Genomic DNA, 14892 nt, shown 5'->3' on the forward strand with positions numbered 1-14892 from the left:
ACGCCTGGAGATACGAACGCCCCGCCTCACACCGTCTCGAACACGTCCTCCAGCTCCTGGAGCAGCCTGCGCTTGGGGCGGGCGCCCACCATCGACTTCACCGGTTCGCCGGAGCGGAACACCATCAGGATGGGCGTCGACAGCACCGCGTACCGGCTCGCGATCCCGGGGCTGGTGTCGACGTCGAGCTGGACGATCTTGATGCGCTTGGCCCGCTCGGCCAGCTCCCCGATTCGCATGTCCTCGACGGTAAAGGTTGACGCGGACGTCAAGGCAAGCACGAAGGGCCGTCGCGGGAGCTCCCGCGACGGCCCTGCTGTTGCCGAGTGTTCGGTGTCTAAGCCTTTGCCGGGGCGGGCTCCTGGCCGCCGTCGCGCGGCTCCGGAACGGTGTGCGTGGCGTCGCCGTGCCCGGCGTCCTGACTGAGCATCTGCTCGTTCCACGGGAGCGCACCGGAGAGGACCTGCTTCACCCGCTCCTTGTCGATCTCCTTGGTCCAGGTGCCGACCAGGACGGTGGCCACCGCGTTGCCCGCGAAGTTCGTCATGGCGCGGGCCTCGCTCATGAAGCGGTCGATGCCGACGATCAGTCCGACGCCGTCGACCAGTTCGGGGCGGTGCGACTGGAGGCCGCCCGCGAGGGTGGCGAGGCCCGCGCCGGTGACTCCGGCCGCACCCTTCGAGGCGACGATCATGAAGAGCAGGAGCGAGATCTGCTCACTCGCGCTCAACGGGTCGCCCATCGCGTTGGCGATGAAGAGCGAGGACATCGTGAGGTAGATGGCGGTGCCGTCGAGGTTGAAGGAGTAGCCGGTCGGCACGGTGATGCCGACGACGGGCTTGCTGACCCCGAGGTGCTCCATCTTCGCGATGAGCCGCGGCAGGGCGGACTCCGACGAGGAGGTGGAGAGGATCAGCAGGAACTCGCGGCCCAGATACTTCAGTAGAGCCGGCAGACTGACCCCGGCGACCAGCCGCAGGATCGTGCCGAGCACCACGAAGACGAAGATCGCGCAGGTGGCGTAGAAGCCGACCATGATGACTGCGAGGGACTTCAGGGCGTCGACGCCGGTCTCGCCGACCACCGCCGCCATCGCGCCGAACGCGCCGACCGGGGCCGCCCACATGATCATGGCAAGGATGCGGAAGACGAGGCGCTGGATGTGGCCGATGCCGCGCAGAACCGGTTCGCCGGCCGAACCCATGGACTGAAGTGCGAAGCCCGTGAGCAGGGCGATGAGCAGGGTCTGCAGCACCTCGCCCTCGGTGAAGGCGGAGACCATCGTCGTCGGGATGATGCCGAGCAGGAAGTCCACGGTGGACTCACCGGCGCCCGCCGCCTGCTTCTCGCCCGCGGCGCGTACCTCTTCGGTGAGGTGGAGGCCCTGGCCGGGCTCCAGGATGTTGCCGACGAGCAGACCGATGGCGAGTGCGACGGTCGACATCACCAGGAAGTAGCCGAGGGCGAGGCCGCCGACCGCGCCGACCTTGGCGGCCTTGCGCACCGATCCGACGCCCAGCACGATCGTGCAGAAGATGATGGGCGAGATCATCATCTTGATGAGGTTCACGAAGCCGGTACCGAGCGGCTTGAGTTCGACCGCGACGTCCGGGGCCGCGAAGCCCACGAGGATGCCGAGGCCCACAGCCGCGATCACGGCGAGATACAGATAGTGCGTACGGTCCCGCTTGGCGGCTGCCACTCCCACGGGGGTTCTCCTCGGCTCGTCCAGGTAGCTCCCCCGTCCCTGGGGGGGCTTGGCGACTATCCCGCTCCCTCTGACGACGGTCACCGTTACGTACATTTCGTTCATATGTTTTCGGCCAGGCAGACTGTCGCCATGCGTCTCCCCCGCCCCCGTACCCGCCCTCGCAGCCTGGCCGGCCAGCTCTTCGCCATGCAGGTGGTGCTGGTCGCGGCCGTGGTGGCGGGGTGTGCGTTCCTCGCGTACGTCGCCGGCCGCGCCCAGGCGAAGGAGACCGCGACCCGGCAGGTCAGGGCAGCGGCGCTGGCGATCGCCAACTCGCCGTCCGTACGGGAGGCGATCCGCACCCCGGACCCGTCCGCCGTGCTCCAGCCGTACGCGGAGAAGGTCCGCAGGGAAACCGGGATCGCCTTCGTCACGATCATGTCCCCGGACCGGGTCCGCTGGACGCATCCGGACGCCGACCGGATCGGGGAGCAGTTCCTCGGGCACACCGCGCAGGCGCTGCGCGGCGAGACGTTCACGGAGACGTACACCGGCACGCTCGGGCCCTCGATCCGAGTCGTCACCCCGGTCCGGGACGGCGGCAGGATCACCGGTCTGGTCAGCGCGGGCATCACGGTCGAGCGGGTCACCTCGCAGGTGCGGGCACAGCTCGGGGCGCTGGGGCTGGCGGCGGGCGGGGCGCTGGCGCTCGGCGGCATCGGTACGTATGTGATCAACGCCCGGCTCCGGCGTCACACGCACGGTATGAACGCCGCCGAGCTGAGCCGGATGCACGACTACCACCAGGCCACGCTGTACGCGGTGCGCGAGGGGCTGCTGATGCTCGACGGGCGGCGCAGGATCGCGCTGATCAACGACGCGGGCCGGGAACTGCTCGGGCTCGAGCCGGGTGCGGTCGGGCGCAGGGTCACCGACCTCGATCTGCCGACGCCGCTGACCGGTGCGCTGCTCGCCTCCGAGAAGCGGGTCGACGAGCTGCATCTGACGGCGGACCGGGTGATCGTGGTCAACACGCGTCCGGTGGTGGGCGGGGAGCAGCGCGGTACGGTCGTGACGCTGCGCGATCATACGGAACTCCAGGCGCTTTCCGGTGAGTTGGACTCCGAGCGGGGATTCACCCAGGCGTTGCGCTCGCAGGCGCACGAGGCGGCGAACCGGCTGCACACGGTCGTGTCGCTGATCGAACTGGGCCGGGCCGAGGAGGCGGTGGGTTTCGCCACCGCAGAACTGGAGTTGGCCCAGGCCCTCACCGACCGGGTGGTGGGCGCCGTCGCCGAACCGGTGCTGGCGGCACTGCTGCTGGGCAAGGCGGCGCAGGCGAACGAGCGGGGGGTTGAGTTGGTGCTCGCGGACGACAGCCTGATCGACGACGGCGCCCTGCCCGCGACCCTGCCGCCACGGGATCTGGTGACGATCCTCGGCAATCTGATCGACAACGCGGTGGACGCGGCGTCGGAGGCGGGGACCGATGCGCCCGGTCCCGGAGCCGTGTCCGCCCGGCGAGCGGCGCCGGGGCGGGCCTGCCGCGCCCGGGTCACCGTCACCGCGCTCGCCGGGGAGGGCGAGTTGCTGCTGCGGGTCGCCGACACCGGGGCCGGGATCGATCCGGACGACGCCGCCGAGGTGTTCGACCGGGGCTGGTCGACGCACGGCGCGGGCCGGGGGATCGGGCTGGCCCTCGTACAGCAGGCGGTGCACCGCAACGGCGGGACGGTGGCGCTGGACCACGGCCCGGACGGCGGTGCGGAGTTCACGGTGCGAATGCCGCTGGCCGCCGGCGACCGCACGACGCACACCACGAAGGAGGCCATCGCATGATCCAGGTGCTGGTCGTCGAGGACGAGCCAGTCGCCGCGGACGCCCATCAGCTGTACGTGGGCCGCGTCCCCGGATTCACGGTGGCCGCGGTCGCGCACTCGCGTGCGGAGGCGGTGCGGGCGCTGGACCGTACGCCGGTCGATCTGCTGCTCCTGGATCTGTATCTGCCCGACGGGCACGGTCTTCAGCTGCTGCGTTCGCTGCGCGCGGCCGGGCACTCGGCTGATGTCATCGCGGTGACGTCGGCGCGTGATCTGGCGGTGGTCCGGGAAGGAGTGTCGCTCGGTGTCGTCCAGTACGTGCTGAAGCCGTTCACCTTCGCCACCCTGCGCGACCGCCTCGTCCGCTATGCGGAGTTCCGCGCGGCGGCCGGTGAGGCGAGCGGTCAGGACGAGGTGGACCGGGCGCTCGGCGCGCTGCGGGCCCCGCAGCCGACCCGGCTGCCGAAGGGGCTGAGCGGCCCGACGCTGGAGGCCGTCACTGGCGTCCTGCGTGCCGCTCCGGACGGGGTGACGGCGGGCGCGGCCGGGGTGGAGCTGGGTATCTCGCGGATCACGGCGCGCCGCTATCTGGAACATCTGGTGACAGTGGGGCGCGCGGTGCGGAGCCCGCAGTACGGCCAGATAGGACGCCCGGAGCTGCACTACCGGTGGGTGGCCCGGAGCCGCTGACCCCGTACGGCACTCGGACGTTCCTACGAGCCGTGATATCGGTGGAACACACCGTAGCCGGACCGTGTGTTGACTCCTACGGTGGGGCCGTGCACCCCTCGCCGCCCTTCAACGCCCCCGCCTCACGCCGGCTCCGCGAGGCCCTGGGGATGCTTCCCGACCATGTCGCGTACGGGCTCGGAGCCCAGTACGGACTCCGCATCAGCACCGAGACGGTGGTCGCCTGGGAGCGCGGGCTCGCCGTCCCGAGCGAGTACGAACTCACGGCGCTGGCCGGTGTGTTGTGGTGCTCGCCGATCGAACTGCTCACCGCCGCGCGCTCCCTGCGGGAGCACCGGGTGGCCCGGGAGCTGACCGTGGAGGAGCTGGCGCGTCTGTTGGGGCTGACCGTTTCCGCGTATCTGCGGATGGAGGAGTCGGGACGCTGGCGCGGCAGTGAACGCCAGTCCGCGGTGCTCAGCGAGGTGCTGGGGCTGACGGCTGCCGGGTTCGTGACGGTGTCCGGCCGGGACGAGGAACTGGCGGAGCTGTTGCGCGATGCGGTGACGACGCGCTGGCAGGCTCATGTCCGGCCGGTGGCGAAGCTGGTGCCGCTGGAGCGCGGGTTCCTGCAGGACGTACTGGCACAGTTGCACGCCGACTACCAGGCGCTGATGGTGTCGACGCTGAGCTGGAGCAGTACGGGTACGGAGCGGGCCGGGGCGACGGACGATGCGGCGCAGGCGTTCCTGGCGAAGATCGTGGAACGGTTCTGGCAGACGGCCGGGGTGCAGGGGACGAGCGCCTGAGCCGGCCGCCCCCGCCTGCCGCGCTGCACTCGGCCGTCGGCCCCCTGCCTGCCCTGCTGCACTCGGCCGTCGGCCCCCGCCCACCCCGCTGTACTCAGCCGTCGACCACCCGCCCGCCCGCGCTGTACTCAGCCGGCCGCCCCCGCCCGCCGCGCTGTACTCAGCCGTCGGCCGCGTCCGTGGCCACCGGGTCGAAGGAGAACAGGCTCCCCCGGTCCACCCCGTCGCAGCCCATCTGCATCAGCTGGGCGCCGCGCTCGGTGCCGGCCGCCTCGGCCCCGACGCACAGGTGGGTGTGGGCGGGGCGGATCCGGTACCCCTTGACGGGATGGCCTTGCGGCTCGATCCAGAACGCCTCCGCGGAGCCGCGCTTGCCGCACTCCTGGTCCTGCATCGGGGCTCCGGCCTCCCGCATCCCGTCCCAGATACCTGAGCAGCCGGGGCCGAAGTCCGGGTGATCGGTCACGATCTGCCAGACGTCGTCGCCCAGGGGTCTGAGGGAGAAGGCCGGGATCGTCTCCCCGTCGCACGGCACCTGGTAGATCCGGCCGCTGGCGGTTCCCCGCTTCTCGGAGAGACAGAGCCCGGAGTGGACGGACCGGATCTGCACCGTCCGCCCCGCCACGGGTCCGGCGACGGGGGCGGACCCCGGCTGTTCGTCGCGTACGAATAAGGCGACGGTCACCGCGGCGGCGAGCACCAGCAGGGAGAGGGCGGCCACCAGGACGGTCCGGGGGCGGCGACGGGCCGGGGGCGGGTCGGCGAGCGGGTCGGGTGACTGCTCGGGGGACTGCTCGGGGGACTGCCCGGCCGACGCATCCGGGACCTCCTCGGCCTCCTCCGTACCGGCCTCGCCCTCGGCCGCGACCGCTCCCCCGGCCCGTTGCCCGTGCACGGCGAGCTCCTTGCGTACGCCGAGCCAGCCCTCCACCTCCGTCGGCCCGCAGCCGCAGGCCCGCACAAACGCGGCGAGGAGTTCCTCGCGCGGGACCGTCGTACGCCCGAGCATGTTGGCGATCGTGGAGCGCGGCAGGACGTCCCCCACCGCGTCCGCCCGCTGCGTCAGCTCGCGGAACGTCAGACCCGACGCGTCCTTGAGCACCCGCAGCAGGGCAATGAATTCGGCCGCACTCCGCGCCTCCCTGGGATCCGGAGCCCTGCCCTCGACCACCATGTGCTGTGCCTCCCCTGGAATCCACGCCCGGACAGAGTTGGGACATGTCCGGGACAGGGATAAGCCTTGTTGATCCGGGCCGCCGGCTCAAGAGTGGAATCCGGCACCACGGCCCGCCCGGCCTCGACCCTCCGGAAAGGCCATGGCCGCCAGGGGGAACGGCAAGCGGCCCTGACCGTTCACGGGGGGACAGTCAGGGCCGCAGGCCACTCCTTCTGTGACGCTGCCGCGCGCCAGGGTCAGAAGACCGACTCCGTCTCGTCCATCCGGTCCTCCGGCACCGTCTTGAGCTGGGTGATGGCGTCCGCGAGCGGAACCATCTTGATGTCGTTGCCCCGCAGAGCCGTCATCCGGCCGAAGTCGCCCCGGTGCGCGGCCTCCACCGCATGCCAGCCGAAGCGGGTGGCGAGCACCCGGTCGTACGCGGTCGGCGTGCCGCCTCGCTGCACATGGCCGAGAATGACCGGTCGGGCCTCCTTGCCGAGCCGGGTCTCCAGCTCGATGGCCAGCCGGTTGCCGATGCCCTGGAAGCGCTCGTGGCCGTACTGGTCGATCTCGCCCTTGGCGTACGGCATGGAGCCCTCGGCCGGGTGCGCGCCCTCGGCGACGCAGATCACCGCGAACTTCTTGCCCCGCGCGAAGCGCTCCTCGACCATCTTCACCAGGTCCTCGACCTGGAAGCGGCGCTCGGGAAGGCAGATGCCGTGCGCGCCGCCCGCCATTCCGGACTCCAGCGCGATCCAGCCCGCGTGGCGGCCCATCACCTCGACGACCATGACCCGCTGGTGCGATTCGGCGGTGGTCTTGAGCCGGTCTATGGCCTCGGTGGCGACGCCCACCGCGGTGTCGAAGCCGAACGTGCGGTCGGTGGCGGAGATGTCGTTGTCGATGGTCTTGGGGACGCCGACGACGGGCATCCCGGCGTCCGACAGCATCCGCGCGGCGGTGAGAGTGCCTTCGCCGCCGATCGGGATGAGGGCGTCCATGCCATAACGGCGGCTCAGCTCGGTGCAGTTCTCGGCGGCCTCGCGCAGCCGGTCGCGCTCCAGCCGGGCCGAGCCCAGGATGGTACCACCGCGGGCGAGGATGCCGCTGACCGCGTTGAGATCGAGGGGGCGGAAGTGGCCGTCGAGGAGTCCCTTGAAGCCGTCCTCGAAGCCGATGACTTCATCGCCGTGACCCACCACGGCACGGTGCACGACCGACCGGATCACTGCGTTCAGGCCTGGGCAATCGCCGCCTGCGGTGAGAACTCCGATGCGCATCGTGCTGTATCTCCTGCTCGCTAGTGTGGTGCATTTCGGGGGCGACTACAGAATCCCCCGTACCGTGAGCCACAACGATTGTCCCACGTCAGGCCCGGTTCACGCGTTCTCGGCCGCTTTGCGCATGCCCACACGGGTGTTCCGCCGGGTGCGGCAAGGAATCCGGCCCGGATGCGGCAAGGAATCCGGCGGCGGTCCGGCCGGACGGGGCGGGGGCCCTATGGCCCTCCGCGCAGGGCCTTTCGCCCGGTGGGCGGCGTCTCGGGGCCCGCGAGTATCGTCAACATGGCAATACCATCCCAAACCGAAAAAGTGGACGGGAGAGCACGCGTGACGCGCAGCGTGTACGTGACCGGGATCGACCGGGGAGACGGCCGCCAGGTCGTCGATCTGGGAGTCATGGAGCTCCTGACACGTCAGGTGGACCGGGTCGGGGTGTTCCGACCACTCGTCCACGACGGACCCGACCGGCTATTCGAGCTGCTGCGGGCCCGCTACCGGCTCCCCCAGGACCCCGAGTCGGTCTACGGCCTGGACTATCACGAGGCGTCCGCGCTCCAGGCGGAGCAGGGTACGGACGAGCTGGTCTCCCTGCTCGTAGAACGCTTCCATCAGGTGGCCCAGAAGTACGAGGTGGTGCTGGTCCTCGGCACCGACTTCGCCGCCACCCAGCTTCCGGACGAGCTGGCGCTCAACGCCCGTCTCGCCAATGAGTTCGGCGCCTCGGTCATCGTGGTGGTCGGCGGGAAGGGCCAGACCGCGGAGTCCGTACGGGCCGAGGCCCACAACGCCTACCGGGCCTACGCCGGCCTGGGCTGCGACGTCCTCACGATGATCGTGAACCGGGTGGCGGCCGAGGACCGCGATGTCATCGCCGAGCGGCTGGCGGCCCGGCTGCCCGTCCCCTGTTCCGTCCTGCCGGACGATGCGGCGCTCTCCGCGCCGACCGTCGCCCAGATCACCGCGGCGCTCGGCGGCACGGTGCTGCTCGGCGACGATTCCGGGCTGGCCAGGGACGCGCTGGACTTCGTCTTCGGCGGTGCGACGCTGCCGAACATGCTGAAGGCGCTGACGCCGGGCGCTCTGGTGGTCACGCCCGGGGACCGGGCGGATCTGGTGGTCGGCTCGCTGGCCGCACACAGCGCCGGGACCCCGCCCATCGCGGGTGTGCTGCTGACCCTGGACGAACGCCCCGGCGAGGAGATACTCAAGCTGGCCGCGAGACTCGCACCGGGCACCCCGGTCGTCTCCGTGGCCGGCGGCTCCTTCCCCACAGCCGGCAAACTCTTCGCTCTGGAAGGCAAGTTGAACGCCGCGACGCCCCGCAAGGCGGAGACCGCGCTGGGCCTCTTCGAGCGACATGTGGACACCGGCGCCCTGCTGGACCGGATCTCGGTGGCCCGCAGCAGCCGCGTCACCCCGATGATGTTCGAGCACGAACTGCTGGAGCAGGCCCGCGCCGACCGACGCCGGGTCGTCCTGCCGGAGGGCACCGAGGAACGGGTGCTGCGCGCCGCCGACGTACTGCTGCGCCGCGATGTCTGCGACCTCACCCTCCTGGGCGACCCCGCCGTCATCCGCAAGAAGGCCGCGGACCTCGGCATCGATCTCGCCGGTACGCAGCTCATCGACCCGCAGACCTCCGAGCTGCGCCAGGCGTTCGCCGAGCGGTACGCACAGCTGCGCGCGCACCGCGGGGTCACGGTGGAGCTGGCGTACGACGTCGTCGCGGACGTCAACTACTTCGGCACCCTGATGGTCGAGGAGGGGCTCGCGGACGGCATGGTCTCCGGGGCCGTGCACTCCACCGCGGCGACGATCCGCCCCGCGTTCGAGATCATAAAAGCGAAAGGGGCCGAGCGGAGCTCGTCAGGCAGGCCGGCGGCGGGCGATGGCGGGACCGGGCCGGCCGCCTCGATCGTCTCCTCGGTCTTCTTCATGTGCCTCGCCGACAAGGTCCTGGTGTACGGCGACTGCGCGGTCAACCCGGACCCGGACACGGAACAGCTCGCGGACATCGCGGTGCAGTCGGCAGCCACCGCCGCGCGCTTCGGTGTGGAGCCGCGAATCGCGATGCTGTCGTACTCGACGGGCACCTCGGGATCGGGCGCGGACGTCGACAAGGTGCGCGAGGCGACGGACCGGGTGCGTGCCGGCCGGCCGGACCTGAGGATCGAGGGCCCGATCCAGTACGACGCCGCGGTGGAGCCGAGCGTCGCCGCGACGAAGCTGCCCGGCTCCGAGGTGGCGGGACAGGCGACGGTGCTGATCTTCCCGGACCTGAACACCGGCAACAACACCTACAAGGCCGTGCAGCGCTCGGCGGGCGCGGTGGCCGTGGGACCGGTGCTCCAGGGGCTGCGCAAGCCCGTCAACGACCTGTCCCGGGGCGCGCTCGTCCAGGACATCGTCAATACCGTGGCCATCACGGCGATCCAGGCACAGAGCGAGGAGCGAACCGTATGACCACCCCGACCGAAGAAGGCTCCTCCACCGTGGCCGCGAATCGCGTACTCGTGCTCAACTCCGGCTCCTCGTCGGTGAAGTACCAGCTCCTGGACATGAGCGACCACTCCCGGCTCGCGGTCGGCCTGGTCGAGCGGATCGGTGAGGAGACCTCCCGGCTGGTGCACACCCCGCTGGCCGGCGGTGGCGCCGAGCCGCGCGAGCGCATCGGCCCGGTCGCCGACCACGAGGCCGCGCTGAAGGCTGCGGCCGAGGAGCTGGCGGCCGACGGCCTCGGCCTGGACTCCCCCGCGCTGGCGGCGATCGGCCACCGGGTGGTGCACGGCGGCCTGCGGTTCACCGAGCCCGTGGTGATCACCGACGAGGTGCTGAAGGAGATCGAGCGCCTGGTCCCGGTGGCCCCGCTGCACAATCCGGCGAACATCGTCGGCATCCGTACCGCGCAGGCCCTGCGCCCGGACCTTCCGCAGGTGGCGGTCTTCGACACGGCGTTCCACACGACGATGCCGGAGTACGCGGCGCGGTACGCGATCGATGTGGAGACCGCCGACGCGCACCGCATCCGGCGCTACGGATTCCACGGCACCTCGCACGCGTATGTCTCCCGCAAGGCCGCCGAGCTGCTGGGACGTACCCCCGAGGAGGTCAATGTCATCGTGCTGCACCTGGGCAACGGCGCCTCGGCGTCGGCGGTGGCGGGCGGCCGGTGCGTGGAGACCTCGATGGGGCTGACCCCGCTGGAGGGGCTGGTGATGGGCACGCGTTCCGGTGACATCGACCCGGCGGTCACCTTCCACCTCAAGCGGGTGGCGGGGATGTCGACGGACGAGATCGACGAGCTGCTCAACAAGAAGAGCGGTCTGGTCGGGCTCTGCGGCGACAACGACATGCGGGAGATCCGGCGCCGGATCGACGAGGGCGACGAGCGCGCCGCGCTGGCGTTCGACATCTATGTGCACCGGCTGAAGAAGTACATCGGCGCCTATTCGGCGGTCCTCGGGCGGGTGGATGCCGTGGTGTTCACGGCGGGGGTCGGGGAGAACTCGGCGCCGGTGCGGGAGGCTGCGATCACCGGTCTCGAGGAGCTCGGCCCGGCGGTGGACGCGGATCTGAACGCCGTACGGTCCGGCGCACCGCGGCTGATCTCGCCGAACCACGCACGGGTCGCGGTCGCCGTGGTGCCGACGGACGAGGAACTGGAGATCGCCGTCCAGACCTTCGCGCTCATCGGACAGGCCCACAACTGAGCACCCCTGCGCCCCTTTGTACCTTCCACCAGACGGAATATTCCGCATCGAAACAAACCGATAGGATCCGCCTCATGCGCCGTTCCAAAATCGTCTGCACACTCGGTCCCGCCGTCGACTCCCCTGAGCAGCTCGTCGCTCTGATCGAGGCCGGCATGAGCGTGGCCCGCTTCAACTTCAGTCACGGCAGCCACGAGGAGCACCAGGGTCGTTACGACCGGGTCCGCAAGGCCGCTGCCGAGACCGGCCGTGCGGTCGGTGTGCTCGCCGACCTCCAGGGCCCGAAGATCCGCCTGGCGAAGTTCGCCGAGGGACCCGTCGAGCTGGTCCGCGGAGACGAGTTCACCATCACCGCGGAGGACGTCCCCGGCGACAGGTCGATCTGCGGCACGACGTACAAGGGCCTGCCCGGCGACGTCGCCAAGGGCGACCCGATCCTGATCAACGACGGCAACGTCGAGCTGAAGGTCATCTCGGTCGAGGGCCCCCGGGTGAAGACCATCGTCATCGAGGGCGGAGTCATCTCCGACCACAAGGGCATCAACCTGCCCGGCGCGGCGGTCAACGTCCCGGCCCTGTCCGAGAAGGACGTCGAGGACCTGCGGTTCGCCCTGCGGATGGGCTGCGACCTGGTGGCGCTCTCCTTCGTACGGGACGCCAATGACGTCAAGGACGTCCACAAGGTGATGGACGAGGAGGGCCGCCGGGTCCCTGTCATCGCCAAGGTCGAGAAGCCGCAGGCCGTCGAGCACATGGAGGGCGTCGTCATGGCGTTCGACGGTGTGATGGTCGCCCGTGGCGACCTGGCCGTCGAGTACCCCCTGGAGAAGGTCCCGATGGTGCAGAAGCGCCTGGTGGAGCTCTGCCGGCGGAACGCCAAGCCGGTGATCGTGGCGACCCAGATGATGGAGTCGATGATCACCAACTCGCGGCCGACCCGCGCCGAGGCGTCCGACGTCGCCAACGCGATCCTGGACGGCGCGGACGCGGTCATGCTGTCGGCCGAGTCCAGCGTGGGCGCGTACCCGATCGAGACGGTCAAGACTATGTCGAAGATCGTCGTCGCCGCCGAGGAGGAACTGCTCTCCAAGGGGCTGCAGCCGCTGGTGCCGGGCAAGAAGCCCCGCACCCAGGGCGGTTCGGTGGCCCGCGCGGCCTGCGAGATCGCGGACTTCCTGAACGGCAAGGCGCTGGTCGCCTTCACCAAGTCCGGTGACACGGCCCGCCGGCTCTCCCGCTACCGCGCGACCCAGCCCATCCTGGCCTTCACCACGGACGAGTCCACCCGCAACCAGCTCGCCCTGAGCTGGGGCGTCGAGGCCCACGTCGTACCGCACGTGGACAACACGGACGCCATGGTCGACCTGGTCGACGCGGAGCTCCTGAAGCTGGACCGCTACAACGAGGGCGACACGATGGTCATCACGGCCGGCTCGCCTCCCGGCATCCCTGGCACGACGAACATGGTGCGGGTGCACCATGTGGGCAGCGGGGCGCGCGGCTGACGCGCGTCAGAACAAGATCGGCAAAGGGCCGGGCTGCCGAGGCGAGCAGCCCGGCATGCGCCATCTCCGGTGAGAAAGGAGTGGGCGCTCCAGCCAGTGATCGGGTAGGCTCCGCTCGGTCATGCGTCGTCCAGCGGCCCAGGACACCGCACTCGGGTTCGCCCCGATGCGGAAACCCCGGTTCGAATCCGGGCGATGGCCACCTTCGTATCCGCAGCCCTCGCCACGTTTGTCCGCTCCATCGACGTGGACGACCCCAAGACCGCGTTCCTGGACACCACCGCATCCAGGAACGCCCGGATCACCTACGCACAAGCGCTGGAAGAAGCGCTGCGCAAGTCTCAGCTGTTGCCGCCGGTGAAGTAGTTGTGCAGCCCGGGCACATTGAGCGAGCCGCCGAACTGGCCGGCCTGGGTCACCTTGACCTTGGTGAAGAAGGCGAAGGGGACGTTCAGCGGCGGCGGTGTCTGCGGGCTGAACGTGACCGGGATGAGGCCGAAGAGGTTGCCCTTCAGCTCCTCCGTGTACATCGTCACCGTGCCGTTGCGGATGGTGGACGTGGAACCCTTCCGCGCCTGGACGTGGGCTGTGGTGCCGACCGGACCGACCGTCAGCTGGTGTAGGTCTTTGATGTCGATGGAGCTCGCGGTGAACTTCAGCACCTTCTTGATGGTGCCGTCCTGCGTCTTCACCTCGACGATGCCCTTGTAGTCGAGCCCGTTGAGGGTGAGCAGCGAGCTGTCCAGGATCCACGGGTCGGTCGGGAGCAGCGGCACGCCCGTTTCGAGGTCGGCCGCGGCCAGCGCTTCGGGGTCGGCCGTCGGACACGGGAAGCGCTCCTTGGCGCCGTCCGGGATGTCCTCGTCCTTCTTGGCGTCGAGACCTTTGGCGCTGTCGTCGAGCTCCTCGACCGACCGGCCGGCCTTGTCCGCGGCGTCGCGGATGGCGGCGGCGGTCTTGTCGGCCGTCTCCTTCGCTGCGTCCGCGGCCTTGTCCGCCGCTACGTCCTTGGCCTTGTCCGCCGCTACGTCCTTGGCCTTGTCCGCGGGCTTGGCGGTGTCGCTCTGCGAGGGCTTCAAGGACGCGGTGCTCGCGCTCGGGGACGGGCTCGCCGTCTCCTTGTCCGGTCCGTCGAAGAGATCCTTCAGCGCGTCACCGGCGCCCAGCGGGTCGAGCGGGTTCGCCGACTTCGTGGGGGTGGGCGAGGCGCTCGGCGAGGCGGCGGGCGCGTCGGTGGCCTTTGCCTCCGCCTCCGGCTTCGCGGCGTCGCTCGCGGACGGGGTTGCCGAGGGCTTCGGGGTCGCCGCTTCGCCCTTGTCACCGGAATCGGTGGTGGACGGGGACGGGGACTTCGTCTCCGACGCGGACGGGGAGGGGGAGGGCGACTCGCTCGGCTCGTCGGAACGAGTCACGCAGGGGCCGGGCGCGAACGGGATGTCCGAACTGTCCTCGGCCAGCGCGAGCTTGGGCGTGAGCCCCATGCCCACGAAGACGGCCGTCGGCATCGCGGCGAGCGCGAAAGCCTTGCCCGCGGGTATGTGCAGCTTCGTCAGCAACGATTTCCTGGGGGCCGCGTGGCGCGGTCCGCTTCTCGTCCGGAAGTTCTCCCCCGTCGAGTTCAGCTGCGTCTCGTCACCCCTCACGATGCCTCCCGCCGTCGACCTCAACTGTCGTGTCGTACTGCCCCGGCTGCTGCTGGGGCACCGATGCCGTGCTGTGGAACTCGGGCTCGGGCTCCTGCGTCCCAAAACCGGCGCCCTCGGGCATCTGGCCCTCCGCACCGGCGGATACGGCGTCGGGCTTCGGCTCGCCCGGGGCCCAGGAGATGGAGAGCGCTCCACCGAGCAGGGAGAAGAGGAAGCCGATCAGGAATCCGCCGATGTTGGCAACCGGTAGGGAGACCAGCGCCAGCAGGATCGCGGCAACTCCGGCGAACACTCTCACGATGTGGTGGAACCACATCGTGAGGCCCAGCGTGATCAGCAGGATCCCGATGATCAGCGATCCCGCACCGGCGGTCGTGGACATCGCCAGCGTGACGTTGCCGAGGTGCATGTTGGCGTACGGGAAGTACGCGATGGGTAGACCACCCACCATGGTGAACAGGCCCGCCCAGAACGGCCGGTTACCCCGCCAGGTGCGGAATCCCCGCCGGAAGACGCGGAGGTAGTGCTCGTTCTGCCCTGTGGACTCGGGGCTCATGGAAAACAGCTCCCTGGAACCGGTACTGCTGTGAGAAGAGAAAAG

Annotated in this window: 13 protein-coding genes and 1 tRNA gene; 8 read left to right on the top strand and 6 right to left on the bottom strand. The window is 70.2% G+C overall.

Features of this window, described 5'->3' with window-relative positions; genetic code table 11:
• Positions 1-26: 26 nt before the first annotated feature.
• Together ACZ3IC_RS05135 and ACZ3IC_RS05140 are read right to left on the bottom strand one after the other, a co-directional pair.
• A complete protein-coding gene (locus ACZ3IC_RS05135) occupies positions 27-272 on the bottom strand; it encodes a thioredoxin family protein (RefSeq protein WP_467412737.1) in 246 nt (81 codons plus the stop codon).
• 65 nt (positions 273-337) lie between these two features.
• Positions 338-1708 (bottom strand): cation:dicarboxylate symporter family transporter, encoded by a 1371-nt coding sequence (locus ACZ3IC_RS05140; RefSeq protein WP_467412740.1) that lies wholly within the window; start codon positions 1706-1708, stop codon positions 338-340.
• A gap of 132 nt (positions 1709-1840) precedes the next feature.
• Here ACZ3IC_RS05140 and ACZ3IC_RS05145 point away from each other — a divergent pair, with 132 nt between their 5' ends.
• The 3 genes from ACZ3IC_RS05145 (at position 1841) to ACZ3IC_RS05155 (ending at position 4988) form a co-directional block, all read left to right on the top strand.
• Positions 1841-3529 carry a sensor histidine kinase gene (locus ACZ3IC_RS05145; protein ID WP_467412741.1) on the top strand — a complete coding sequence of 563 codons (1689 nt, stop codon included), beginning with the start codon at positions 1841-1843 and terminating at the stop codon, positions 3527-3529.
• Positions 3526-4200: a response regulator gene (locus tag ACZ3IC_RS05150; RefSeq protein WP_467412743.1), complete on the top strand. Its 675-nt coding sequence runs from the start codon at positions 3526-3528 to the stop codon at positions 4198-4200. The genes ACZ3IC_RS05145 and ACZ3IC_RS05150 overlap by 4 nt, the downstream gene beginning before the upstream one ends.
• Before the next feature lie 149 nt (positions 4201-4349).
• The gene (locus ACZ3IC_RS05155) at positions 4350-4988 is read left to right on the top strand and encodes a helix-turn-helix domain-containing protein (protein ID WP_467413148.1); all 639 of its coding nucleotides are present in this window, start codon (positions 4350-4352) and stop codon (positions 4986-4988) included.
• Between the two features lie 160 nt (positions 4989-5148).
• Here the strand turns inward: ACZ3IC_RS05155 and ACZ3IC_RS05160 are convergent, their stop codons facing one another.
• Complete coding sequence (locus ACZ3IC_RS05160) at positions 5149-6162, bottom strand: helix-turn-helix domain-containing protein (protein ID WP_467412745.1); 1014 nt, start codon at positions 6160-6162, stop codon at positions 5149-5151.
• Positions 6163-6401: 239 nt separating this feature from the next.
• Positions 6402-7427, bottom strand: a complete 1026-nt coding sequence (locus tag ACZ3IC_RS05165) for an ATP-dependent 6-phosphofructokinase (protein WP_467412746.1) — start codon at positions 7425-7427, stop codon at positions 6402-6404.
• Positions 7428-7757: 330 nt separating this feature from the next.
• On the opposite strand from ACZ3IC_RS05165, the gene pta reads away from it, so the two are divergent.
• The 5 genes from pta (at position 7758) to ACZ3IC_RS05190 (ending at position 13011) form a co-directional block, all read left to right on the top strand.
• Positions 7758-9893, top strand: a complete 2136-nt coding sequence (gene pta, locus ACZ3IC_RS05170; protein WP_467412748.1) for a phosphate acetyltransferase — start codon at positions 7758-7760, stop codon at positions 9891-9893.
• Positions 9890-11140, top strand: a complete 1251-nt coding sequence (locus tag ACZ3IC_RS05175) for an acetate kinase (RefSeq protein ID WP_467412749.1) — start codon at positions 9890-9892, stop codon at positions 11138-11140. The genes pta and ACZ3IC_RS05175 overlap by 4 nt, the downstream gene beginning before the upstream one ends.
• Before the next feature lie 74 nt (positions 11141-11214).
• A complete protein-coding gene (pyk, locus tag ACZ3IC_RS05180; protein WP_467412751.1) occupies positions 11215-12645 on the top strand; it encodes a pyruvate kinase in 1431 nt (476 codons plus the stop codon).
• 117 nt (positions 12646-12762) lie between these two features.
• Positions 12763-12847: transfer RNA gene (locus ACZ3IC_RS05185), tRNA-OTHER, on the top strand.
• On the top strand, positions 12841-13011 hold the full coding sequence (locus ACZ3IC_RS05190; protein WP_467412754.1) for a hypothetical protein: 171 nt from the start codon (positions 12841-12843) through the stop codon (positions 13009-13011). Before ACZ3IC_RS05185 ends, ACZ3IC_RS05190 begins: the two co-directional genes overlap by 7 nt.
• Here the strand turns inward: ACZ3IC_RS05190 and ACZ3IC_RS05195 are convergent.
• A complete protein-coding gene (locus ACZ3IC_RS05195; protein WP_467412755.1) occupies positions 12987-14288 on the bottom strand; it encodes a hypothetical protein in 1302 nt (433 codons plus the stop codon). The two genes, ACZ3IC_RS05190 and ACZ3IC_RS05195, sit on opposite strands and share 25 nt — an antisense overlap.
• Complete coding sequence (locus tag ACZ3IC_RS05200; RefSeq protein WP_467412757.1) at positions 14278-14847, bottom strand: DUF6114 domain-containing protein; 570 nt, start codon at positions 14845-14847, stop codon at positions 14278-14280. Before ACZ3IC_RS05200 ends, ACZ3IC_RS05195 begins: the two co-directional genes overlap by 11 nt.
• Between the last annotated feature and the right edge of the window lie 45 nt (positions 14848-14892).

Source organism: Streptomyces sp. NPDC002958 (assembly GCF_055563255.1).

Bases quoted from the DNA above. Each gene is read 5' to 3' on its own strand.
- ACZ3IC_RS05145 (WP_467412741.1), top strand. From the start codon at position 1,841: ATGCGTCTCCCCCGCCCCCGTACCCGCCCTCGCAGCCTGGCCGGCCAG.
- ACZ3IC_RS05150 (WP_467412743.1), top strand. From the start codon at position 3,526: ATGATCCAGGTGCTGGTCGTCGAGGACGAGCCAGTCGCCGCGGACGCC.
- ACZ3IC_RS05155 (WP_467413148.1), top strand. From the start codon at position 4,350: ATGCTTCCCGACCATGTCGCGTACGGGCTCGGAGCCCAGTACGGACTC.
- ACZ3IC_RS05160 (WP_467412745.1), bottom strand. From the start codon at position 6,162: ATGGTGGTCGAGGGCAGGGCTCCGGATCCCAGGGAGGCGCGGAGTGCG.
- ACZ3IC_RS05165 (WP_467412746.1), bottom strand. From the start codon at position 7,427: ATGCGCATCGGAGTTCTCACCGCAGGCGGCGATTGCCCAGGCCTGAAC.
- ACZ3IC_RS05175 (WP_467412749.1), top strand. From the start codon at position 9,890: ATGACCACCCCGACCGAAGAAGGCTCCTCCACCGTGGCCGCGAATCGC.
- pyk (WP_467412751.1), top strand. From the start codon at position 11,215: ATGCGCCGTTCCAAAATCGTCTGCACACTCGGTCCCGCCGTCGACTCC.
- ACZ3IC_RS05190 (WP_467412754.1), top strand. From the start codon at position 12,841: ATGGCCACCTTCGTATCCGCAGCCCTCGCCACGTTTGTCCGCTCCATC.
- ACZ3IC_RS05200 (WP_467412757.1), bottom strand. From the start codon at position 14,847: ATGAGCCCCGAGTCCACAGGGCAGAACGAGCACTACCTCCGCGTCTTC.